The 21,970-nt window shown below is 33.3% G+C and carries 26 protein-coding genes; 10 read left to right on the top strand and 16 right to left on the bottom strand.

Annotated elements, in window-relative coordinates; all coding sequences use genetic code 11:
* Window positions 1–14 precede the first annotated feature (14 nt).
* The 7 genes from Z054_RS0100445 to Z054_RS0100415 all read left to right on the top strand — a co-directional run bounded on the left by Z054_RS0100445 (window position 15) and on the right by Z054_RS0100415 (window position 4,839).
* A complete protein-coding gene (locus tag Z054_RS0100445) occupies window positions 15–989 on the top strand; it encodes an Acg family FMN-binding oxidoreductase (protein WP_024768132.1) in 975 nt (324 codons plus the stop codon).
* An 82-nt stretch (window positions 990–1,071) separates the two neighbouring features.
* Window positions 1,072–1,488: a hypothetical protein gene (locus tag Z054_RS0100440; protein WP_024768131.1), complete on the top strand. Its 417-nt coding sequence runs from the start codon at window positions 1,072–1,074 to the stop codon at window positions 1,486–1,488.
* 105 nt (window positions 1,489–1,593) lie between these two features.
* Complete coding sequence (locus Z054_RS0100435) at window positions 1,594–2,037, top strand: Hsp20/alpha crystallin family protein (protein ID WP_024768130.1); 444 nt, start codon at window positions 1,594–1,596, stop codon at window positions 2,035–2,037.
* 125 nt (window positions 2,038–2,162) lie between these two features.
* Complete coding sequence (locus tag Z054_RS0100430; RefSeq protein WP_024768129.1) at window positions 2,163–2,606, top strand: hypothetical protein; 444 nt, start codon at window positions 2,163–2,165, stop codon at window positions 2,604–2,606.
* A 41-nt stretch (window positions 2,607–2,647) separates the two neighbouring features.
* Window positions 2,648–3,169 carry a hypothetical protein gene (locus Z054_RS0100425; RefSeq protein ID WP_152538421.1) on the top strand — a complete coding sequence of 174 codons (522 nt, stop codon included), beginning with the start codon at window positions 2,648–2,650 and terminating at the stop codon, window positions 3,167–3,169.
* A 19-nt stretch (window positions 3,170–3,188) separates the two neighbouring features.
* Window positions 3,189–3,854 carry a hypothetical protein gene (locus tag Z054_RS0100420; RefSeq protein WP_024768127.1) on the top strand — a complete coding sequence of 222 codons (666 nt, stop codon included), beginning with the start codon at window positions 3,189–3,191 and terminating at the stop codon, window positions 3,852–3,854.
* Window positions 3,835–4,839, top strand: coding sequence for an NAD(P)-dependent oxidoreductase (locus tag Z054_RS0100415; protein ID WP_024768126.1), 1,005 nt, complete (start codon window positions 3,835–3,837; stop codon window positions 4,837–4,839). Before Z054_RS0100420 ends, Z054_RS0100415 begins: the two co-directional genes overlap by 20 nt.
* Here the strand turns inward: Z054_RS0100415 and Z054_RS0100410 are convergent.
* From Z054_RS0100410 to Z054_RS0100330, 16 genes are all read right to left on the bottom strand, one after another.
* Window positions 4,828–5,241 carry a DUF6691 family protein gene (locus tag Z054_RS0100410; protein WP_024768125.1) on the bottom strand — a complete coding sequence of 138 codons (414 nt, stop codon included), beginning with the start codon at window positions 5,239–5,241 and terminating at the stop codon, window positions 4,828–4,830. The two genes, Z054_RS0100415 and Z054_RS0100410, sit on opposite strands and share 12 nt — an antisense overlap.
* A 4-nt stretch (window positions 5,242–5,245) precedes the next feature.
* Complete coding sequence (locus tag Z054_RS0100405; protein WP_024768124.1) at window positions 5,246–5,803, bottom strand: YeeE/YedE family protein; 558 nt, start codon at window positions 5,801–5,803, stop codon at window positions 5,246–5,248.
* A gap of 76 nt (window positions 5,804–5,879) precedes the next feature.
* On the bottom strand, window positions 5,880–7,292 hold the full coding sequence (locus Z054_RS0100400; protein ID WP_024768123.1) for an MBL fold metallo-hydrolase: 1,413 nt from the start codon (window positions 7,290–7,292) through the stop codon (window positions 5,880–5,882).
* A 152-nt stretch (window positions 7,293–7,444) separates the two neighbouring features.
* Complete coding sequence (locus Z054_RS0100395) at window positions 7,445–8,077, bottom strand: Crp/Fnr family transcriptional regulator (protein ID WP_024768122.1); 633 nt, start codon at window positions 8,075–8,077, stop codon at window positions 7,445–7,447.
* Window positions 8,074–8,853, bottom strand: coding sequence for a patatin-like phospholipase family protein (locus Z054_RS0100390; RefSeq protein WP_024768121.1), 780 nt, complete (start codon window positions 8,851–8,853; stop codon window positions 8,074–8,076). Before Z054_RS0100390 ends, Z054_RS0100395 begins: the two co-directional genes overlap by 4 nt.
* A gap of 14 nt (window positions 8,854–8,867) precedes the next feature.
* A complete protein-coding gene (gene cls, locus Z054_RS0100385; RefSeq protein ID WP_024768120.1) occupies window positions 8,868–10,289 on the bottom strand; it encodes a cardiolipin synthase in 1,422 nt (473 codons plus the stop codon).
* 25 nt (window positions 10,290–10,314) lie between these two features.
* Window positions 10,315–11,151 carry a universal stress protein gene (locus Z054_RS0100380; protein ID WP_024768119.1) on the bottom strand — a complete coding sequence of 279 codons (837 nt, stop codon included), beginning with the start codon at window positions 11,149–11,151 and terminating at the stop codon, window positions 10,315–10,317.
* A gap of 97 nt (window positions 11,152–11,248) precedes the next feature.
* Entirely contained in the window at window positions 11,249–12,253 is a 1,005-nt protein-coding gene (gene moaA / locus Z054_RS0100375) for a GTP 3',8-cyclase MoaA (protein WP_024768118.1), read from the bottom strand.
* Window positions 12,246–13,157 carry a bifunctional molybdenum cofactor biosynthesis protein MoaC/MoaB gene (moaCB, locus tag Z054_RS0100370; protein WP_024768117.1) on the bottom strand — a complete coding sequence of 304 codons (912 nt, stop codon included), beginning with the start codon at window positions 13,155–13,157 and terminating at the stop codon, window positions 12,246–12,248. The genes moaA and moaCB overlap by 8 nt, the downstream gene beginning before the upstream one ends.
* Window positions 13,158–13,189: 32 nt before the next feature.
* A complete protein-coding gene (locus tag Z054_RS0100365; protein WP_024768116.1) occupies window positions 13,190–13,633 on the bottom strand; it encodes a molybdenum cofactor biosynthesis protein MoaE in 444 nt (147 codons plus the stop codon).
* A gap of 2 nt (window positions 13,634–13,635) precedes the next feature.
* On the bottom strand, window positions 13,636–14,739 hold the full coding sequence (gene moeB / locus Z054_RS0100360; RefSeq protein ID WP_035090067.1) for a HesA/MoeB/ThiF family protein: 1,104 nt from the start codon (window positions 14,737–14,739) through the stop codon (window positions 13,636–13,638).
* A 23-nt stretch (window positions 14,740–14,762) separates the two neighbouring features.
* Window positions 14,763–14,999: a MoaD/ThiS family protein gene (locus Z054_RS0100355; RefSeq protein ID WP_024768114.1), complete on the bottom strand. Its 237-nt coding sequence runs from the start codon at window positions 14,997–14,999 to the stop codon at window positions 14,763–14,765.
* Entirely contained in the window at window positions 14,983–15,567 is a 585-nt protein-coding gene (gene mobA / locus Z054_RS27645) for a molybdenum cofactor guanylyltransferase (protein ID WP_024768113.1), read from the bottom strand. The genes Z054_RS0100355 and mobA overlap by 17 nt, the downstream gene beginning before the upstream one ends.
* A 16-nt stretch (window positions 15,568–15,583) precedes the next feature.
* Window positions 15,584–15,919 carry a winged helix-turn-helix domain-containing protein gene (locus Z054_RS0100345; RefSeq protein ID WP_024768112.1) on the bottom strand — a complete coding sequence of 112 codons (336 nt, stop codon included), beginning with the start codon at window positions 15,917–15,919 and terminating at the stop codon, window positions 15,584–15,586.
* 533 nt (window positions 15,920–16,452) lie between these two features.
* Window positions 16,453–17,649: a molybdopterin molybdotransferase MoeA gene (locus Z054_RS0100335; RefSeq protein ID WP_241461377.1), complete on the bottom strand. Its 1,197-nt coding sequence runs from the start codon at window positions 17,647–17,649 to the stop codon at window positions 16,453–16,455.
* A gap of 397 nt (window positions 17,650–18,046) precedes the next feature.
* Window positions 18,047–18,595 (bottom strand): hypothetical protein, encoded by a 549-nt coding sequence (locus Z054_RS0100330; protein ID WP_152538420.1) that lies wholly within the window; start codon window positions 18,593–18,595, stop codon window positions 18,047–18,049.
* A gap of 334 nt (window positions 18,596–18,929) precedes the next feature.
* On the opposite strand from Z054_RS0100330, the gene Z054_RS31475 reads away from it, so the two are divergent.
* The 3 genes from Z054_RS31475 to Z054_RS0100310 all read left to right on the top strand — a co-directional run bounded on the left by Z054_RS31475 (window position 18,930) and on the right by Z054_RS0100310 (window position 21,813).
* The gene (locus Z054_RS31475) at window positions 18,930–19,097 is read left to right on the top strand and encodes a hypothetical protein (RefSeq protein ID WP_161635219.1); all 168 of its coding nucleotides are present in this window, start codon (window positions 18,930–18,932) and stop codon (window positions 19,095–19,097) included.
* Window positions 19,098–19,178: 81 nt separating this feature from the next.
* The gene (locus tag Z054_RS0100315; RefSeq protein WP_024768108.1) at window positions 19,179–21,128 is read left to right on the top strand and encodes a tetratricopeptide repeat-containing sensor histidine kinase; all 1,950 of its coding nucleotides are present in this window, start codon (window positions 19,179–19,181) and stop codon (window positions 21,126–21,128) included.
* 16 nt (window positions 21,129–21,144) lie between these two features.
* The gene (locus Z054_RS0100310) at window positions 21,145–21,813 is read left to right on the top strand and encodes a response regulator (protein WP_024768107.1); all 669 of its coding nucleotides are present in this window, start codon (window positions 21,145–21,147) and stop codon (window positions 21,811–21,813) included.
* Window positions 21,814–21,970: the final 157 nt, after the last annotated feature.

The following is a 21,970-nucleotide window of genomic DNA, read 5'->3' as shown; positions in this document are numbered from 1 at the left end:
CTTAAACTACTGATATGAAAGAAATAATAACATACGGTTCTTATGCTCCAAGTAGTCATAATGCCCAAATGTGGACTGTTGAGATACCAAAAAATAATGAGATTAAAGTGTACCCTAATTATGATAGAGTATTACCATTTGTTGATCCAAATAATAGAGAAACATGGATTTCAATAGGAGCATTTATAGAAAATTGTGTGTTATCTGCACAAGATTTAGGATATAGTTCAACTGTAACGATTAATGATGTTGAAATAATCCTTAATCTTCAACAAGATCATAATTTGGTAAAAACAAATCGAAATATTGAACTGATAAAGAAACGTTTAACAATTAGGAAACCATATTTAGAAAAAAAAATAGACGATACAACAATAACAAAATTGATCAGCCCATCAGATGCTATCTTGTACTTTCCAATAGAAAATAAAGAAACCAAAAAAATCATTGATTATTCTTTAAATGCGTATAGTTTTCAAATGAAAGATACTAGTAAGCTTAGAGAATTGGCAAAATGGATGACTTTTTCTTATAAAGAAGAAAAACAGAGAAAAGATGGAATAACACCTGAAGCATTAGAAATAAAAGGAATTAAACGTTTTTTATTCAATCTTTTTTTTATGAAAAAATCAGTCACAGGAAAAACATTTATAAAAAGCTCTATTAAGAGTGCAAGAGAACAACTAAATTCTTGTTCAGGATATATTTTGATCACATCTGATTCTTATAGTAACGCCGAATTGATAAAAACAGGAAGATTATTAGAACGAGTTTGGTTAGAATGTATACATAACCAAATTGCGGTTCACCCTATGAGTCAAGTATTAGAAGAAAAAGAATATTATGATTTATTAAAGACATCATTAAAGATAGACAAAGAAATACAAATGCTTTTACGAATAGGAAAAGTAAAAGAATACCCAGAAAGGATACGAAAAAGATTAGATATTAAAGATATTATTACATCTTGTAAACTACTTCCTTGTTAAAACCCACAAAACCTGATAATTATCACTTTTTATTTTATAGAGGTTAAGTACCTTTTTGGTAAGCTTTAAAAACCTGGAAAAAATGATGGCAGCAACAGATAATACGTCAGATAAAGAACTAAAAGAGATCCATTTTGATATTCTAAAATGGAAATCAAGTCTTCGATTTATAGAAGGTGAAATACTTTTTATCAATCAATTACTAAATTCTTATGTTTTTGAACCTACTACTCCAAACCTTTTTGAACGTTTGCAAGAGTTTAAAGAGCAAATTGAAGTACTAGAAAAAGAAATACAAAATATAAATCAAGGTATAAGAACACACGAAAGTGAATTGGGGGGCATGTTAGAATGTGATACTATTTCTTGCGACAATTTTTATTATAAAAATCATATTTTGGTAAGGTGCACGTTTGATGATTTCTATAAAAATTTCAGCAGATTAAAGTCCGAAGTTTTTCTTTACGCAGGTGGGGTTTTAAAAAAGAATAAGAAGTAAAGTTAAAGCTAGGTTAAAAACCTAATAAACTGATAATTATCATTTTGATAAACCTGTTGTGAACTTAACTTTAGGGTAATAATAACTCTAATAAACCTTAACGTTATGTCATTAATTAAATTTAACAAAAACAGATTTCCTTGGATCAATGACCGTGTTTCTGCATGGTTAGATACTGATGATTTTTTTGCAGACGATTTTTTCGTGAAAGACAGAAAACCTCCCGCAATGAACGTCAAAGAAAACAAGGATGATTTTGAAATTGAACTCGCGGTTCCTGGTTTTTCAAAAAAAGATATTGAAGTAACTATGGAAGATGATGTATTACACATTTGTGCTCAAAAAAGTAAAGAAGAAGTAGAAGAGGATAAGGGGTATACACGTAAAGAATTTAGTTACAATGAATTCGACAGAAAATTACAATTACCTACCAGTGTAAACCAAAATGAAAAGGTTAAAGCTACATACGAAAATGGGGTACTAACACTTAATCTCATAAAAAGAGAAGAAGCAAAAGAACAACCCAAAAAAGTAATTGAAATAGATTAACCTCTAACAGAAAGACAGAGAATAGATTTAGGGATATTATTCTCTGTCTCTTCTAATGTATTAATCTGGATCACCACGTTCCTTAATCAAGGACGATAAAAGCCTAAAATAATAACCATGAAATCATGAAAGCAAAACAACCAAGGGTGAAATATGTAGAATGGCACAGTCCAGAAGAGTTACATGAGATTTCTTTAAACTGGGTATCAGAACTTAAGTTTATCAAAGATGAACAACACTTTTTAGATGAACTTATCGAAAATCATACACTACAACTAATTTCAAAAAAAACTTTTGAAAAGAGTAAAAACATACTGCAAGAATTATCACTTAGCAGAAAGGGTATTGACCCATTGTTAAAAAAAATAATTAATCACCATAATGAACTTACCATATTGTTAGATGGAGTTGATCAACCTATCAAAGAAAAACAATACAAAGAGGATCATTGGGCGTTAACAATTGAGGTAAGTACATATCTCAACAGGTATAAAGAAATAAAAAGAAAAGTTTTTGATTTGATAAAGGCTATAATAAAAGAAAGCAAACAAAAACGTCTGTTGCGTTAATCAGGTATAATGAACATAAAAAAACAATCAATTATAAGCAGATGAAACGTATACTAAAAATCATAGTATTTTCTGTTTTGATACTCTTTTCCGGGTTTTGGGTGTGGTATGAGTATACCTATTCTATGGATACTGTAATCCCTTTTGAAGTTAATGATTCTAACCTGGAAACTAAGGTTTTGATAGCTTCACAAGGAAGCAGGTTTAAGGATTCCTTGGTCCAGAATATCCTTAAGCATTATCAAAATGATTCGGTTTATTTTAAGGTAATAGATGTGTATACCATGTTTACTGTAAATATTGATAAGTGGGATGCTTTGGTTATTATTAACTCTTGGGAATATGGGAGTCCACCCAGAAATGTGAAAAAGTTTATTAAAAATCACCCGGATCAATTAGATAAACTCATTATTCTTTCCACAGTAGGGAGTAGTAATATAGCTTTAGAAGATATTGATGTAATATCTGGAGAATCTGTTATCGAAAAAACATCAGAATATACCAATATAGTAGTAGAACGATTGGATAAAATTATAAAACCGCAGACCTTAAATAAATTTTAATAACGTAAACCTAGAAAATATGAACAAGTTATATATATGTCTTTTATTAATTAGTGGGTTGTTGTACGGTTGCACGTCTAGTGAATTAGTCGAAAACTGGAAAAACCCTGATATTGATACGTTTGAAGCTCAAAAAGTTTTGGTTATTGGAATCACTCCGGATGAAAGTGCACGAAAAGTATTCGAAAAGAAATTGGCAAAAGAACTAAAAAAAAGCGGAGTTAATGCTGTAAAAAGTTTAGACTATTTCGAGAGTTCTTTTACAACTTCTCCAAAAACCGAAAAAGAAATGATGTCTCTTGAGTCTCAGCTTATAGAAAATGGTTTTGATGCAATCTTACTTTCCAAAGTATTAGGAGTCGAAGATAAGGTAACAGTGGTAAAAGCATATAGAAACCTAGATAAAACATTTGACAGTTTTAGAGATGACTACTATGAAAATCAGGATATATATTATGATGAAGATTATTATGAGGAATATCAAATTTTTCATGCAGAATCCTCACTGTATTGTATTTGCCCTGATAAAGAGAGAGAATTAATATGGAAAGGATCTATAGATATCACAGAACCCGAAAATATTAAAAAAGCTGTAAGTGATTATGTTAAAGTATTGGTTTGGGCGCTAAAGGGGCAACAATTATTAATTATTGAAGAACTTACTAATGAAGATATTGATATATAGTGCCAAGGACTTTGAAATTCCCTTTCTGGAAAAAGCAAATAATGACAAACATCAAATTAAATATGTACCAGAACGGCTTACTCCAAAAACTGTTGAGTTGGCGTTAGGTTTTGATGCGATATCTATTTTTTCTGCAGATAATGGATCTTCTATGGTTTTGGAAAGATTGAAAGATTTTGGAGTCAAATATATAGCACTTCGTTCTACAGGATATGACAATGTAAATATTAATACAGCTAAAAAATTAGGAATCAAAGTAGCTAATGCAGCAGGATATTCTCCGCAAACCATAGCAGAACATGCTATTGCATTATTGTTAGCTCTTAGCCGCAAACTCATACCCTCTAATCATCAGGTTAATACATATAATTTTTCGTTGAGTAATCTTGTAGGTTTTGATATCAATAAAAAAACTATTGGTATTATTGGAACCGGTAGAATAGGAAAAACAATTACCAGAATAATGCACGGGTTTAATTGTGAGATCATAGCCCATGATATTTATGAAGATAAAAAATTGGAAGAAGAGTATCAGGTGTTGTATATGGATCTTGAAAATTTATGCAGACAATCTGATATTATCTTTTTATGTATCCCGCTCAATACACAAACCCACTATCTTATAGATATCGATCGAATTCAGCATATGAAAAAGGAAGCGATACTTATTAATGTTGCACGGGGAGCATTAGTGCATACACAAGATCTATTGCAAGCTTTAATCTCAAAAAGAATTGCTGGATATGGAGCAGATGTTTATGAATATGAAAGTGGAATCTTTTTTTACGATCATTCTGAAAATAAGCATGAAGATAAAACACTACAACAACTTATTGATTTACCCAATGTAATTCTTACTCCGCATCAGGCTTTTGCAACCAAAGAAGCTCTCACAACTATTGCAGAAACAACCTTTTATAATATCAATTGCTGGCAACAAAATAAGCCTGGTAAAAACGAATTGACCCCAGAGTTAGTGAGGTAATTTGTTTTTAACTATTCCGTATAGTAAAGTGCCCAATATAGAAGAGATAAGCACAATTAAAATTGGCAAATAACCAGCTCCCAAAAGAACAAACATAGGTCCAGGGCATGCCCCGGCAAGAGCCCATCCTAATCCAAATAGAATGCCTCCAAAGATATACCTTTTGAAACTTCTATTTTTAGGAGCAAAAGTTATGGGGTCACCATAAAACGACTTTATTTTAAATCTTTTTATAGTTTGAGTAATGATAATGCCTAGTCCTACTGCAGATCCAATGATTCCATACATATGAAAGGATCCAAACTGAAACATTTCATAGATTCTAAACCACGATGCCGCTTCTGATTTGAATAAGACGATTCCGAAAAAAATACCAATACCTAAATATATAATTGAACGCATATGTTTAAAAAATTAAAGGAAAAATAAAGTGTACCATGGTTAGTCCGCCAATAAAAAATCCAATTACGGCAATAAGAGAAGGGATTTGCAGATTACTTAACCCAGAGATAGCATGCCCAGAAGTACACCCGCCAGCATATCTGGCTCCAAAACCTACAAATAGTCCTCCGATTATGAGTAAAAAGAGCACTTTGGGATCTGTTAAGGCTTCATTAGAAAATAACATATCAGGCATATATTCCATTCCGGCACTATTAAAACCTTTGGATTGAAGCTCTGAGGCTACTTTTGGATTAATGGATACAGAATTATCTACCGATAAAAAAGTATTGGCAATGAATCCTCCTATAATTACACCAAGTACTACAACTAGGTTCCATCGCTGAGCTTTCCAGTCGAATCTAAAAAAATCAGTTGTTTTCCCTGCTCCGCAGATAGTACATATCGTTCTTAAATTAGATGACATACCAAATCTTTTTCCAACCATTAGTAATAAAAATAATACTAATGCAATTAGTGGTCCCGATACATACCACGGCCAGGGATTATAAATCCAATCCATTTATATTAATTTTTTAGACAAAGTAATTAAATTGAAAATGAGTTGTCTGTAACTTAGGTTACAGAGTTTTTATATTTTACTTTATGGTAGATGGGCACACATAATCTGTAGTTTTAATACCTACTTCTTTAATGTCTTTGAAACCTCCGGCTATATCAATAAGGTTATGAATCCCTCGACTTTTTAGTATAGATGCTGCAATCACAGAACGATATCCTCCTGCACAATGTACATAGAAGGTTTTATCGGTAGGGAATTCAGCTAAATAATCATTAATAAAATCCAATGGTGTATTATGAGCATCATCAATATGTTCTGCTATAAACTCACTTTCTTTACGTACATCAAAAACAGGAATATCATCATCAGCTATAGCATTTTTAAATTCTAATGCAGAGATTGAAGTTAAGGTATCATAGTCTTTACTTGCTTTTTTCCAGGCTTCGAAACCACCTTCGAGATATCCCAGGGTATTATCAAACCCTACTCTTGATAACCGAGTAATTGTTTCTTCTACTCTTCCTTCTGGGGTTACTAATAAAATAGGTTGTTGTACATCTGCTATTAATGCTCCAACCCATGGCGCAAATCCACCATCAATACCAATAAATATGGATCGGGGAATATGTCCTTTTACATATTCATTCTGATGTCTTACATCTAGAACTATAGCGCCAGTTTCATTAGCGAAAGCTTCAAAATCTTTAGGAGAAAACGGCCTTGATCCTTTTTGAATTACTTCATCTATATCGGTATAACCTTCTTTATTCATTTTCACATTAAGTGGAAAATATGAAGGAGGAGGTAGTAATCCATCTGTGACTTCTTTTACGAACTCTTCTTTAGTCATATCTGCTCTAAGAGCATAATTCATTTTCTTTTGGTTCCCTAAAGTATCTACTGTCTCTTTCATCATGTTTTTACCACATGCAGAACCAGCACCATGTGCAGGATATACAATAACATCATCTGCCAGAGGCATAATTTTGGTACGTAAGCTGTCATAAAGCGTTGCTGCCAACTCTTCCTGAGTCATATGTGCAGCTTTTTGAGCAAGATCCGGGCGACCAACATCACCAAGAAATAAAGTATCTCCACTAAAAATAGCATGATCTTTACCTGTTGCATCTTTTAGAAGATAGGTGGTGCTCTCCATAGTATGTCCAGGAGTATGTAAAGCAATTATCGTAATTTCTCCTAGCCGAAACTCTTGCTTATCTTTGGCAATTGTTGCTTCAAAAGAGGGATTGGCACTAGGTCCAAATATAATATCAGCACCAGTTTCTTTAGCCAGCGTTACATGACCACTTACAAAATCTGCATGAAAATGAGTTTCAAAAATATACTTGATTTTTGCATTATCTTCATCTGCTTTTTCTATATATGGTTTTATTTCTCTTAGAGGATCTATAATTGCTACTTCACCATTACTTTCTATATAATAAGCTCCCTGAGCGAGGCACCCTGTGTATATTTGTTCTATCGTCATGTATTCTATTTTTAAACTTTTCTTGATTTTAGGAAGAGAAGCTATGCATTTATTATTTATTATTCAAAAATAAGGCAATTATTATTGCAATACAGTAACAATTGTTACAAAGCTTATTTACGGCTTAATTCTCTATTAAGTATATCAAAATTTTACATTTCTAATACTTCGATATTGTTCCTATTAAGCTTAACAACACCTTTTTTTTCAAGTTTTTTAAGTAACCTGGAAATCACTACTCTAGAGGTATGAAGATCATATGCAATTTGTTGATGTGTAGTATTGATAATTTTGGTATGACTGATTTTGGTTTTATCCTTAAGATGTTTTAATAATCGATCATCCATATTTAGAAAAGCAATACTGTCTATGGTTTCAATGGTTTCTATTAATCGTTTATGATAGCTACTAAAAACAAAGTTTCTCCAGGATTTGTATTTTGTGGTCCATTCTTCCATTCTTTCGATAGGAATCATTACTAATTTGGTATCTGTCTCGGCAATGGCTTTAATTTCACTTTTATGATGTCCCAGACAGCAAGATAATGTCATAGCACAAGTATCTCCTTGTTCTAAAAAATACAATAATAATTCGTCGCCATCATGATCTTCTCTAAGCACTTTTATGGCACCACTAATGATCAAAGGCATATATTTAATATAGCTTCCGGGTTTGATAAGCTCAAAACCTTCGGGGATTTCTTTAAAAGTACCTACCTGATTAATTTCTTCAAGCAATTCGTCTTCAAAAAGATGACCATATTTATTTTTTATTTCTTTAATCATTCTTCTTGATTTTTTAGAAATAATCCTAATTGTAGTTTTGCTTCCTGATATCCAAGATCATATATTTTATCCAAACTATTACTGCTAAAAATACCATGATTAACCAATTTCTTTGGTTGAACTATTATATCACAGAGATTAAATTTAATTTCAGCATTTGGCATAGCTCTAAGATAATAGGCTCGTTGCATAACATTGTATGAGTGTTTAAAATCAGAAATCTTTGGTTTCCTAATCGGGGACACATCTACACCAATAATCAGGTCACAATGTTTTTTGAGCGGTGATACCGGAAAGTTATCCAAAATCCCACCATCGGCATATAATTCATTATCAATTGTAACCGGAGTAAAAACACCTGGAAATGCGGCAGATGCTAATAAAGGTTTTATCAATTCTCCTGTGTTAAATACTTTTGTTGTTCCCTCAATAAGATTAGTGGCGGTAACAAATAATTTTTTATGTAGAGATTCAAAGGAGTTTTTGGGAAAATAGGTAAGTAGGTCATTATAGAATTTTTCAGAATCTAAAAAACCGGCTTTTTTTCGAGAGAATCGATTTAATTTAAATAAAGGTGTTTTGGTAAAGAAATTTTTCATTTCCTCTGGAGCATAACCACCAGCATATAGTGATCCTACAATAGCCCCTGCACTTGTACCCGAAACAAAATCGACAGTCATTCCAGCTTCTTCCAAGGCATGTATAACTCCTATGTGTGCAACACCTTTAAACCCTCCGCCAGAGAGTACTACCCCTATGTTTTTAAATGCTTTCATTTTCCTCAATAAATTTACAAAACCGGACTAAAGATTTTGGAAAAACCTTCTTTTAATTTTTCACTCCAGGGACGTTGTATAAAAGTGCTAAAATCCAATTGCTTGCTATTTTTAATATCTCTTAAAAAATCATCCCTTAATTCTACAGCAAAATTATCATCGTAGATTACTGCATTTACTTCATAGTTTTGTTCAAAACTTCTAACATCCAGATTAGTTGTTCCTACAGATGATATGGTGTTGTCTGCTACAATGGTTTTACTATGTAAAAACCCTTCTGAGAATAGATATATTTTTACTCCTGCCTGTAGTAGGTCTTCAAAATAAGAACGAATACACCATTTGACTATAACGTTATCCGATTTTTCTGAAAGTAATACTCTTACATCAATTCCGCTCATTGATGCCACTTTTAGTGCATCCAGAATAGATTCTCCTGGGATAATATAGGGGTTTGTAATATAGATATAGTCTTTGGCTTCATTAATTATAGAGAAATACATCTGTTGAGTTGCCGAAAAATCAGAATCCGGACCACTATGTACGATTTGAACTGTAGAACCTTCTATTTTTTTATACGTATGAAAATATGAAGTCTCCAGGACTTCATCATTAGCACTTATCATATACCAATCCATTGCAAAAATGGCCTGAAGACTATGAACAACGGGTCCATTAAGTTGTAAATGCATATCGTGCCAAGCCCCTAGATTAGCATCGCCTTTTACGTATTTATCAGATACGTTGATGCCCCCTGTAAATGCAATTTTACCGTCTATTACTATAATCTTACGATGGTTTCTATAGTTTATCGATGATAAAAATTTACCAAACTTGATAGGTAAGAATTTATGGATTTCGACTCCAATAGATTGCAGTTTTTTGATATACTTTTTACTCAAAGACATACTACCAATGCCGTCGTACAACACCCGTACTTTTACTCCGTTTTTTACTTTTTTATGAAAAAGCTCAAAAAGATCAGATGTTAATTTACCTTCTTCAAAAATGTAATATTCTAAATGGATAAAATACTCTGCACTCTCCAAAGCATCAAATATAGCCTGAAAAGTAGCTTCGCCATTTTTAAGTAATTTCACCTCATTTCCTGTGCAGGGAGCGAAGTAGGAGTTTTTGGTAATCAAAGAAATGATTTTATGATGTTCTGTGTATTCTTCTTCTGTTATTGGAGAATATTGATCTAATGCTTTTGTAATATACGAGGTTACTTTTGGGGTATGTTTTAATCGGAATAATTTATTTTTTCTGCGATTTCTACCAAGCATTAAGTACAAAAAGATTCCGCCAACAGGAATAGTAAAAATAGTAAGAAGCCAGGCCAATGTTTTTGTAGGACGCATTCCGTTTAAAAGCAATCGTATGACAATAAAAACTCCTAGTAGGATATAAAGCGTTGTAGCAATATATAATAACATGTATTATTTGAGTTTTATAAGCATATTAACTATGCATAATTAAAAGAGGTACTCTTGTTCCATAACTTATTTTAGAAGTTTCTGACCCCTTAAAAAACCGATCTAAAAATGTTTCTCTTTTGATAAACATGGCCGTCATATCAATGTCCATGATTTGTACAAAACTATTAATAGCTAAAGCAGTGGGTACATTAATAATAGAATGAAATGTATGATTTATTTCTTTAAAAAACTCCTTCATATGTTTTTTGTCATCAAAATCGGCTACAGTAACAGTATCATCTTCTTTAATTTTAAGAACCCGTAAAGAAGATTTATGTTTTATTATAGTATCCATCAAAGGTTCAATACCTTCTGTGTTAAAATGATCCCAGTAATCTATAGCATATAAAATAGTTTTTGGGTCTTTATACTTACATCCTTTTGGGATTGCAATTATAGGGCAATCTATTTTACGAATGACATTAAGTGTATTACTGCCAAACACAACTTCTGATGCTCCTGTAGCACCATTTGTTCCCATAATGATTATATCTATGTTCTTAGATTTAACTGTTTGTCGAATAGCATCTGTAAAGACATCATAATCGGTAATGGTATTAAATGTATAGTTTTCGTTTGGATATTGGTCGGTTAGCTCTTCAACCATTTGCTTGAGTTTTTTTTTAACATCGCTAATCACTGATTGGTGGATTGTTGTATTAGCGGGAGCAGCCATAAGATCATCTGTAGTATAATGAGATGCCTTTTGTACATTAAAGAGGTGAAAAGTGCAGAGTTCATTTTTAAAAAACTCTAGAGCATAATGTATTGCATTTCTGGCGTTGTCTGAAAAGTCGGTGGGAAGAAGGATATTTTTCATGAATAAAAAGATTTATAGTTCTAAAAATAGATCAGATAGCATAGAATAACTATGATATCCGTCATAACATCAGTCTATTATCTTTGTTAAGAATGAGTTAACCTCCAATAGCAATCATACTACGATTATTAGAATGCATGTCTGGTTGGCTAAATTTATCGAGTGTATCCATCCCGTTACGTACTTTAAATTTGGTTTGTACTGCTTTTTGAATGATAGGAATTATTGATTCTCCTGCTCTTAGTGTGGTCAAAAGATCTGATTCTTTTGAAGAGAATAAACAGTTTTTTATCTGCCCGTTTGCAGTTAGACGTATTCTATTGCAACCATCACAAAATGGATTGGTCACAGAGCTTATAATAGCAAAAGTACCTTGATACCCTTTTATTTGATAACTTTTTGTAGTGTCATTAGGGGCGTCTTGGAGTTTTATAACCTCATTCTCTTTAAAATTAGAATGTACTTTAGAGAGAATCTCTTGTAGAGAAACCAGTCTCTCCATATTCCATTGATTCCCGTCAAAGGGCATAAACTCGATAAACCGAACATGTACAGGTAAGTTTTCGCTCAAATTAATAAAATCAATGACCTCATCATCATTAAAATCTTTCATCAAAACACAATTCACTTTTACCTGAAAACCTTCTTTGACTAATAAAATGATATTCTGATATACTTTTTCGAAGTATGATCTACGGGTAATTTCTTTATTTTTTTTGGTATCCAGAGAATCCAGACTAACATTAAGGGTTTTGATATCACATTTTTTGAAGTGATCTATAAATTTATCCACAATCACACCATTGGTAGTTAATGTTAATTGAACAGGAAGTGAGGAGAGTTTTTCCATAATAAGAGCAGCATCTTTGCGTATCAAAGGTTCTCCTCCTGTCAACCGAATTTTGGTAACTCCCATGCTTACAAATTCTTTGGCGATGGTATAAATTTCCTCATAGGTCATAAGGTGATCTTTGGGAGATAATTGAATGCCATCTGCTGGCATGCAGTAGGTACATCGAAGATTACATCGCTCTGTGAGTGAAATACGCAGGTAATTGTGTTTTCTGCCAAAGGTATCGGTAAGTATATTTGACTTAGTCATGTCTCGCTCCTTTTAAAATTCTAAACACATGTAATACTTCAGGAAAAATTGCATCCATAGATTCTTTTGCTCCATTAGTAGATCCTGGTAATGCTAATACCAGGGTATTTTTAATTGTTCCTGCTACACTTCTTGATAACATAGAGTAGGGCATACGATCTTGTCCATATTTACGTACGGCCTCTTCGATACCAGGAATGGTTCGATCTAAAAGTGGTTTTAATGCATCTGGGGTAACATCTCGTTTAGAGAGGCCAGTACCCCCGGTATAAATAATGAGATCCGCTCCTTGTTGTTGATACTGTTTTGCATTTTCCTGTATGATTTCGGTTTCATCGGGGATGATTACATAATCTAAAATATCAACTTCGCATTTTTCTAATTTTGCGATGATGGCTTTACCAGCTTTATCTTCTTTCTTTCCTTCAGAAATAGTATCAGAACAAACAATAACAGCAGCCTTAAGATCTCTTCTAAATTTATCCTTATAATCAGATTTCCCTCCTTTTTTATTCAGTAATTTAATATGATGAATCTCGACACCTTTATCGATAGGTTTCAGCATATCATACATATTTAGAGCAACAACACTTGCTCCATGCATTGCTTCTACCTCTACACCAGTTTTATAAATTGTTTTTATAGTAACCAAAACTGTGATTTCTAACCCTTCAATGGTATACTCAATTCCGGTATATTCTATAGGTAATGGGTGGCAATCAGGTAGTAAATCCGGAGTTTTTTTTACACCAAGTAACCCTGCAGCTTTGCTCATTGCAAATACGTCCCCTTTAGGAACGGTACCTTGTTCTATAGCCTCTATAGTTTCGGGTTTACTAACCTTTACAATTGCCTGAGCTGTTGCAATTCTCAGCGTAGATGTTTTATGAGTGATGTCTACCATATTTTTTTAAATAATAAATTTCAAAAACAGGACTAGCTATTCTGTTTCCATTGATGTGTTTGATCTTCAAAAATCTCTTTTCCAAAAACGGGAACGTCTGCTTTAATAGCTTCAACCACATATTCTAGGGCTTTAAATACTACTTTTCTTCTTGGGGAAGACACAAACACAAAAAGACAAATCTCCCCGGCATTTACCGTTCCTAAACTATGATAAATATGCATACAGGTAAGATCAAATTTTTCAAAAGTAGCTTCTCGTATTTCATGAAACTTTTGATTTGCCATTTCTTCATAAGCAGTATAGTCAATAGCACTTACCACCTTACCATCTATTTGATCCGCGCGAACCTGTCCCAAAAAAATGTTATGAGCTCCTATACTGGTTTTAGTTTGATGTTTTGCAATAGATGTTCCTATAAATTCTGACGAAATTGCACCTTGCACAAATACATTTTTTGGTTTCTTTTTTTCCATAGTTATTTTTTTAGATCTATTAGATCTGGTATAATTTCATGTAAAGCAATAGCCCCTCCTTTTATATGAGATATGTTTTCAAATCCGTTCTGAAGTAAAATCTCTAAAGCTTTTTTACTTCGAATACCAGATTGACAAAAGACTATCGTTTCTTTTTCTTTGGGAATAGTATCTAATTCTTGTTTGAGAATACCTAATGGTATATAAATAGGATGTAAACTTTCAATTTTTGGTTGTTCATGAGTTTCGCGAACATCTATAAATTGGGCATTTTTTACTAAAAAAGCTTCCTTGGCCGTAATTTCTGAAATTTGCTTCACACCACAAAAAAGGTCGTAGTCTGTAGTTTCAAAACGATTTGCAGAATCGAGGATTTTAGATACTTCAGAAGGAACTCGATTAATAGTAAAAAATGAGAATTGTGTGGTTAGGCAATTGTACATCAATAATTTTCCGTTAAGTACATCACCCAGATCTAAAATAATTTTAAGAACCTCGTTTGCTTGCATACTCCCGATAATACCTGGTAATACTCCCAGAACACCTATCTCTGCACAAGAAGGAACGCTTCCTGCTTTTGGAGGTTCAGGAAATAAGCATCGATAAGAGGGACCGTTTTGATAATTAAATACAGATACTTGTCCTTCAAATTTAAAAATAGCGCCATATACCAGAGGTTTGCCTGTGATAATACAGGCATCATTAACTAGATATCGGGTAGAGAAATTGTCGGTACCATCAACGATAATATCATACTCAGAAAAAAGAGATATGGCATTTTTTGGAGTTAGTTTTTCTGTATATGTATTAATAGTTAGTGTAGGATTAAGATCTGTAAGACGCTGTTTTGCTGCTACAGCCTTATTTGTTCCCAAAGAATCGGTGCCATATAGAATTTGGCGATGTAAGTTAGAGATATCTACGGTATCAAAATCAACAATACCAATTGTTCCTACTCCTGCCGCAGTAAGATATTGTAATACAGGACAACCCAGTCCACCTGCTCCTATAACCAATACTTTAGAGGCATCTAGTTTTTCCTGACCAGCGGTGCCGATTTCAGGAAGAATAACTTGTCTATGGTATCTGGGATTAAAAGAATTCATTATCTATGTTTTGAATAATTAAATTATCCACCAGCAAATGGCGGCAACAAAGCTACTTCTACTTCTGAATTAATAATATGACTTTGGTCAACTAATTGTTGGTTAATAGCTACTTTAAAATCAGCATTGTCTAATTTTGGATATTGATTTTTTAGCTTTTTTATTAATTGAGAAACCGAACAAACTTCAGTTTGCAAGTGTTCTTCATTAATTGTTGTGGCCTCGGCCAGCATACCAAAATATTTAATGGTCAATTGCATTTGTAATTGTTTTTAAATCCTCAACGGTGTTCATATTGGTTACCAAAACACGCTCTTTGTCAAGTACTGTAATGGTTTTTGTTTTTACTGTCGAAACGAGTTTACGTAAACGTCGTTCTCCATTAGCAAGTAACTCCTGACACTGATCTGCACATCGTTTTTTATATAATGCGATTAGTGGAATACTTTTTCCTTCGGCTTCAAATTGAACGATATCGTAATCTTCTTTTTTATAGTACAGTAGTTTTTTTAAAAACTCAGTTGTAATTAAAGGGACATCACAGCTTATGACCAAATTATGTTCTGTTTTACTGTGCATTAACCCAGAATGCAAACCAGCTAACGGTCCAGATTCAACAATGATATCTTCGACTCTATCCACCTCAAAAACGTCATAATCAGAATTACTACTAACGATAATTATTGTATCGACCAACGGTTGTAATGCATCAATACCATGTTGAATAAAAGGTTTGCCGTCGAGTAAGATCAATCCTTTCTCTCTTCCCATTCTAGAACTCTTTCCTCCGGCAAGAATAATTCCTGTTATGTTTCTTGGATCATTCATATAAACGTTAAAATGGTTATAGCGAGATTTGTTTTAGCTCTTTATCGAGAAATTCCCAGCATTTTTGATTGATATTATCAAATGTCTCGATGATTTTCTCACCATATGGGGTAAGATTGGCGCCACCACCACCTTTACCGCCAGTAGAAGTAATCACCAGGGGTTCTTTGGTAGATTTGTTCATACTGTCTAATAAATTCCAGGCCTTTTTATATGACATTTCTAAAGCACTGGCTGCTTTACTCAATGAGCCTGTTTGAGCGATTGCTTTTAATAATTTTACTCTTCCTTCACCCAGAAAGACACCATGCTCAGATTCTATCCAAATTCTACTTTTTATTACGTAATCCATAATACTACCGTTAGGTTTTCAAAGATACAACGATTTTTTTAGAGATGTTTTTCTTTTAGAAGATTTTAATACATAATCTGAACGAGGTTGTCTGAAAAGGTGAATTTCAATGTCAAACAGAGCCCTTTGGTAAACTTAGGACAGGCTATCATTGATTTGCTTTTTGGAGTGTTGATTTTCAATAAGATAGCTTTGTTTTGTGTTTAAGCTAAATAGTTTCGATTCTACCTTCTTTTCATTTTCTTTGCTCGCCCAAAGAAAACGAAACAAAAGAAAAGGCACTTTTTTAAGGTATTTTTCAGTTGTACTGAAAACCAGATTAGTTTTGCTAAAATCTTTCCAAGGCTTCAAGATTTTCTAACGCAAAACAAATCCTATACTGGTGAAAAAGATTTTCAAAGCTCTGCTTTGGAACGCCAATTATTCAATGTATAATTTTTATTGGCTGGCTCAGGCTTACAATTCTGTCCTAGATTTACCTTTTCAGACAGCCTTGTCCATTTTATAAATTTTTTGTTGATGTTTCTATCACTTTATGGCAAATTAATCACCTGCACTGTATCCCCAATATTAACTTCAGTTACATCTTCGGGAAGATAAACCAAGGCATTGGCCATGGCAAAAGATCTTAACATAGAAGATGCCTGTCCATCAAGGATAGTTACTTTGTTCTCTTCAGAATATGCTTTTAAAAACTCAGCTCGTTGGCCTTTTTTTGCATATTTGAGATTAGAAATAGCGGTGGTTCGTTTTAAGTTATACTCTTTATATCCAGAGATTTTGAACAATGCAGGCAATACATAGATATAAAAACAACTTAGCGAAGAAGCAGGGTTACCGGGTAGCGCAAATATGGTTGTGCCTTGTTTTTTGGCAAAATATAAAGGCTTTCCTGGCTTTTGCTTTACTTTATAAAAAATTTCATCGACATCGAGTGCTCTTAATGCTTTACCTACAAAATCATAATCTCCAACTGATATTCCTCCAGAAACTAAAACCGCATCATAATGAGCTATTGTATTTTCTAAAAGGGAAAGGGTGATGTCATATTCATCTTCTACCTTAAAATAAGATATATCAGTGAATCCTACTTTGGTTAGCGCAGTTGACAGCATGATCGAATTGCTCTCATAGATTTGTCCATATTTAAGAGTTTGGCCCGGTGGCACTAATTCATTTCCTGTAGCAATGATTGCTATAGACGGTTTTTGATACACATGTACATGAGTGATTCCCAAAGATGCGAGATATCCTATGCCCGCAGCCGTAATCGTAGTTCCTTCAGGAAGTGCGATATCTTCTTTTTTTATTTGTTCACCAAGAGGACGAATATTAGCATTAGGCAGTACAGTCTCTTGTACTAGTACCTGGTTATCTTGTATTTCTACTTTTTCTTGCATGATAACAGCCTTTGCTCCTGATGGTACAGGGGCGCCTGTAAAAATTCTAATCGCTTTACCTTGTTCGAGATTAGGATCGGTATCATCTCCGGCTTTTACTTCACCGATCAGGTCAAATTTTCTTTCTTCGGTAGATCCCAAAGCATATCCATCCATTGCAGATTGCTGAAAAGGAGGCATATTGATAGGAGACATAACATCTTTTGCCAGTACATATCCCAATGCCTTTGATATAGGTATTGTAGTGACAGCATCTGTTTTTTTGATGCTATTTTGTATTAGTTCAAGGGCTTTTTCTACAGCTATCATAGGTGATTTCGTTGTGTACACAAAGATACAGCGAAATTTTATTAGTAAAACTCTATTTTGAAAAGTTTCATAGGAATGTGTTTAAAATTGATAGTTTAATTTATCATGTCGAAGGGTGACATACATTTTTGATATCACAAAGGATAACCAGTATTCATCATTAAAAAGACCTCATAAGAATACTGAATCATTTCAGTAAACCTATGAGGTCTTACACTTAGGGTTGAGTTGATCCTATTCCTTGAATAAACTCTGTTAAAAAATGCTAGTCTGGGCCTTGTCAATGATTATAAAATCATGTTTTTCCAATTACATTTTGACAGACACCCTATGACTACACTGGTTATTGTTGACTTGTTCGACTTATACTAAACTTGGTTTAATATAAGTTTAACGGGTCTTTTTACGGGATTCCTCATCATAAGGATACGATAGTCGTAATCCTAAGCGTGGGATTGATCTGAGAGATAATCGTAATACTCTTATCTGTTTTTTCAATCACTTTGGTCTCAGGAATAATATCTACAACTTGATTTTCATTTTTAAGATAGTAGGCATTTTCTTTTTTCTGAAATGACTCACTTAATGTTACTTCATTCTCAGTATTAGATTTTAAATACATAGATAAGGGTCTTGGCTTAAAATCGATAAGCCATGCAATCAATTCTAGATTAGCAGGAGTGGTTGATTTTGTTTCTCCTGTTAAAAAATTGATGATGGGTTTAAACTTATCACCGTTAACACGTTCGATAGCATATGATTTGTTTTCTCCTTCTTCAAATTGAAAAAAACGATTTAAAATACTTTCATCATACTTCTCTTTTCTACGGTTTAACAGCCATAAGCAGGCTTCTTTAATCTGTTTACGGGTTGGTTCCAGGAGATAACAGCTCATCTCTCCACCTTTTTCCCTGTTGTACTTTTCAAGAATTTCATTCTTGTACGTCATACTTGTTTTTGTTCTCATAGGCATGGGTTATTGGAATCTTTCGGATTTCAATGGAATCTTTGGAATCCTTGGAATTGTTTACGGATATAGACTTGGGGTCTTTATAAATTCGCTTCAACAATTAGTTCCAGTTTCATTTTGCTAACATAGTAAATGTATGGATTTAGATGTTACGGAAATCCGTAGCGCGATGGTAAAAGCTCAAAAGGAAAGTGGCTAAACACTACCGCACCGGATTTCAACTTTCCGAAAAAATGAGGGAATATTCCCGTACTATTTGATTGCTATCCCAAATCCCTGGTGTAGAACCAGGCAGCAATCCCCATGTTAAATCTTAAAAAAATAAAATATTATGAGAACTTTTTTATACCTACTTATGACCCTATTTATCACGGCAAACCTTGCATCTTGTACTGCAGATAATATTAACGATACAGAAGATATTTCTATTGAGACAGTTGCTACTGGAGAGCATGATGGACAAGTTGATCCTAGTGAAGAAGATAAAGGAGGAGACTAAAATTAAATAAAAGTAAGTTAATTGGGTGTATATGATATAAAATCTATCATATACACCCAATTTATTTAGTATTTTAGGGGGATGAAACTTTGGCGTGTCGATTCCTTCTATATTATAACAATAGTACTACTGATTTTATGCAGTAGTATACCTGTTTTTGGCCAGATACAAAGACCTTTATCTCAGAATGAATTAGATAGTCTTGCTCGATATTATAACCTAAGTAAAGCAGATTCCTTATCCATACCAGAACGCTTACAGCATGTTAGTTCATACTTAAAAGGAATATTGTTATCCCAATATGATTCTTTAATTTATAATGGTTTCAGACAAAAAACGTGGTTATTGAGTAAAACTAAACAATATGATAGTGCCATTGTATATACACATCAATTTTACGATTTGGCAAGACGCAATCAAGATACTATGTATATAGTAAATGCCTTAACCAAATTAGGAATATATTATAAGAACAATAACCAGTTAACAGAAGCTTTTAAATATCGTAATGAAAACTTTAAAATATTTAGAATCAGTAAAGACACTATAGGTGCAGGTAGAAATTTATTGATTATGGCAAATATCCAGGCCTCTTTAGGGGATTATTCCGGGTGTAAAACCACAGCGGTAGATGGGGTAACTTATTTAGAACATACCTCAGAATTAAGAAATTTGGCAGGATTATATCATAACATTGCCGTAGCTAATAAAGAACAAAAAAATTATAGTGAAGCTCTAAAATATAATGCACAGGCTTTGGCACTTGGTAAAGACAGCACGTCTATAAAAACTATAGGAATCAAAAATATTTTAATTTTTAAAAATACAAAAGCCAATATATTGGCTGGTCAAGGGAAATATAAACAAGCAATATCAATATTAAAAACATTAGTATCTAATACCATAGTTCAGCATGATATAAGAGAATATGCAAGAGTGTTAAGTAATTTAGGATATATACAATGGCTAGAAAATAAAGAAAATAAAGATTCTAAAACTGCATTACTTTTTTCATTAGAAATGCGGAAAGAAGCTAATGATGTTGGAGGTTTAATTGCTAGTAATATTGATCTCACTAAATATTATTTTGGGAAAGATAAAGCTAAAGCATTAGAGTATGCCGAAGCAACTTATCAATATGCAAAACAACGACATAGTTTAAAATCAACCCTCGAAGCTCTTGGATTTATATTTGAGTTAAGAGAAGCGACCAATGATGAAGCTAAAGAGTTTAAACAAATTCATGACGAATTAGAGGAAGCTAACCAAAGCAACCGGGAGATCTATGCCGTAACCCGCTATGAAAACGATAAACTGACCAATGAGAACCTGATTCTAAAAGCAGAGAAGGCCAGAAAAGAGCGACAACAGGTTATTTATTTGTTTAGTACCCTGTTTGTTTTTTTAATAGGAGGATTGGTGTTCTATCTATATAGACAACGACTACGCCGAGAAAAAATACGAGAGGTATATAATGCAGAAGCACGAATCTCTAAAAAATTGCATGATGAGCTGGCAAATGATGTATACCAAGTGATGATGCAAATGCAGAATGATCAAAATGACCCCGAAGTGTTAGATAAATTAGAAGAGATATATCATACTACCCGGGATATCTCTAGAGAACATAATAGTTTTAGAACAGGAGAGGAATATGCTACCGAACTTAATGGTATGTTAAGTAGTTATAGTACTAATGGCACCAAAATTATTATCAAAGACATAGATGATATCAATTGGCAGGCGATAAATCCAGAAAAAAAGATCATTGTACACCGTACTTTGCAAGAATTAATGGTAAATATGAAAAAACATAGTCATGCCGAACTGGTGGCAATTACATTTAAGAAAACGTCCAAAGGTATAGTAATCACGTATGCTGACACCGGTGTTGGCGTAGCTGCAGAAGAAATAATATATAGTAACGGACTCCAAAATACGGAAAACCGTATAAAAACGATCGGGGGATCATTTATCTTTGATTCAGAGAAAGGAAAAGGCTTTAAAGCGAAGATAAATTTTCCAAATTAATTATAATATAGAGCTTATGTTTAAGAAAGTTTTAGTTACAGAAGATCTTGGTAGTATTAGCCATGGTATCGCACATATTCTTCGAGAAAGAACTGGGATTGATGAAATACAACAAGCACAATATTGTGATGATGCTCTCCTAAAATTTAGAAGAGCAATTAGTGATCATGCCCCTTTTGATCTGTTGATCACAGATCTTTCGTTTAAAGAGAGTCACAGAGAACGAAAATTGGCTTCAGGGATTGAACTTGTAGAAGCCATACGAGAGATCCAACCTAATGTTAAAGTTATTATATATTCTATGGAAGATAGACCCGGTAAAATTAAATCATTTTTTGCAGAACAGAGCATAGATGGCTATGTATGCAAAGGACGCTATGGACTAAACGAATTGGTAAAATCTGTTACCGATGTGTTTAACAGTATTCGATATGTATCTCCACAGTTAGAAAGTGCAATGAGTAAGAATAATGTTTTCGAACTCCAGGATTATGATATTTTGTTATTAAAGCATTTGTCTGATGGCCTTACCCAGGAAGAAATAGGGCATTATTTTAAGAAAAATCAAATTTCGCCTAATAGTACAAGCTCTATAGAAAAGCGACTTAATAAATTGAAATATAATTTTAAAGCTAAAAATGCCATTCACCTGGTGGCAATGACCAAAGATTTAGGCCTTTTGTAGATAGATCCCTTCGACAGACTTGTCGAAGGGTAAGTCTCTTCTCAGCACCTTTTGTCACCCCAATATACTTCTTGTCATTCTGGCCCTTCGACTGGCCTGCCCTGAGTTTATCGAAGGACTCAGGATAAACTAAAGACTGGAACTCATAAACGAAAAC

Origin of the sequence: Aquimarina macrocephali JAMB N27 (genome assembly GCF_000520995.1) — a bacterium.
Lineage (GTDB): Bacteria > Bacteroidota > Bacteroidia > Flavobacteriales > Flavobacteriaceae > Aquimarina > Aquimarina macrocephali.
This window is presented reverse-complemented; position numbering and strand designations above follow the sequence as displayed.

Coding starts and splice junctions, on each gene's coding strand:
- Z054_RS31475 (WP_161635219.1), top strand. CDS start 18,930: ATGAGAACTTTTTTATACCTACTTATGACCCTATTTATCACGGCAAAC.
- Z054_RS0100425 (WP_152538421.1), top strand. CDS start 2,648: ATGAAACGTATACTAAAAATCATAGTATTTTCTGTTTTGATACTCTTT.
- Z054_RS0100440 (WP_024768131.1), top strand. CDS start 1,072: ATGATGGCAGCAACAGATAATACGTCAGATAAAGAACTAAAAGAGATC.
- Z054_RS0100345 (WP_024768112.1), bottom strand. CDS start 15,919: ATGGATTACGTAATAAAAAGTAGAATTTGGATAGAATCTGAGCATGGT.
- Z054_RS0100390 (WP_024768121.1), bottom strand. CDS start 8,853: ATGAAAGCATTTAAAAACATAGGGGTAGTACTCTCTGGCGGAGGGTTT.
- moaA (WP_024768118.1), bottom strand. CDS start 12,253: ATGACTAAGTCAAATATACTTACCGATACCTTTGGCAGAAAACACAAT.
- Z054_RS0100330 (WP_152538420.1), bottom strand. CDS start 18,595: ATGAGAACAAAAACAAGTATGACGTACAAGAATGAAATTCTTGAAAAG.
- Z054_RS0100430 (WP_024768129.1), top strand. CDS start 2,163: ATGAAAGCAAAACAACCAAGGGTGAAATATGTAGAATGGCACAGTCCA.
- Z054_RS0100315 (WP_024768108.1), top strand. CDS start 19,179: ATGAAACTTTGGCGTGTCGATTCCTTCTATATTATAACAATAGTACTA.
- Z054_RS0100395 (WP_024768122.1), bottom strand. CDS start 8,077: ATGATTAAAGAAATAAAAAATAAATATGGTCATCTTTTTGAAGACGAA.
- Z054_RS0100365 (WP_024768116.1), bottom strand. CDS start 13,633: ATGGAAAAAAAGAAACCAAAAAATGTATTTGTGCAAGGTGCAATTTCG.
- Z054_RS0100380 (WP_024768119.1), bottom strand. CDS start 11,151: ATGAAAAATATCCTTCTTCCCACCGACTTTTCAGACAACGCCAGAAAT.
- Z054_RS0100420 (WP_024768127.1), top strand. CDS start 3,189: ATGAACAAGTTATATATATGTCTTTTATTAATTAGTGGGTTGTTGTAC.
- Z054_RS0100355 (WP_024768114.1), bottom strand. CDS start 14,999: ATGCAATTGACCATTAAATATTTTGGTATGCTGGCCGAGGCCACAACA.
- mobA (WP_024768113.1), bottom strand. CDS start 15,567: ATGAATGATCCAAGAAACATAACAGGAATTATTCTTGCCGGAGGAAAG.
- Z054_RS0100400 (WP_024768123.1), bottom strand. CDS start 7,292: ATGACGATAGAACAAATATACACAGGGTGCCTCGCTCAGGGAGCTTAT.
- Z054_RS0100405 (WP_024768124.1), bottom strand. CDS start 5,803: ATGGATTGGATTTATAATCCCTGGCCGTGGTATGTATCGGGACCACTA.
- cls (WP_024768120.1), bottom strand. CDS start 10,289: ATGTTATTATATATTGCTACAACGCTTTATATCCTACTAGGAGTTTTT.
- moaCB (WP_024768117.1), bottom strand. CDS start 13,157: ATGGTAGACATCACTCATAAAACATCTACGCTGAGAATTGCAACAGCT.
- Z054_RS0100410 (WP_024768125.1), bottom strand. CDS start 5,241: ATGCGTTCAATTATATATTTAGGTATTGGTATTTTTTTCGGAATCGTC.
- moeB (WP_035090067.1), bottom strand. CDS start 14,739: ATGAATTCTTTTAATCCCAGATACCATAGACAAGTTATTCTTCCTGAA.
- Z054_RS0100435 (WP_024768130.1), top strand. CDS start 1,594: ATGTCATTAATTAAATTTAACAAAAACAGATTTCCTTGGATCAATGAC.
- Z054_RS0100415 (WP_024768126.1), top strand. CDS start 3,835: ATGAAGATATTGATATATAGTGCCAAGGACTTTGAAATTCCCTTTCTG.
- Z054_RS0100445 (WP_024768132.1), top strand. CDS start 15: ATGAAAGAAATAATAACATACGGTTCTTATGCTCCAAGTAGTCATAAT.
- Z054_RS0100310 (WP_024768107.1), top strand. CDS start 21,145: ATGTTTAAGAAAGTTTTAGTTACAGAAGATCTTGGTAGTATTAGCCAT.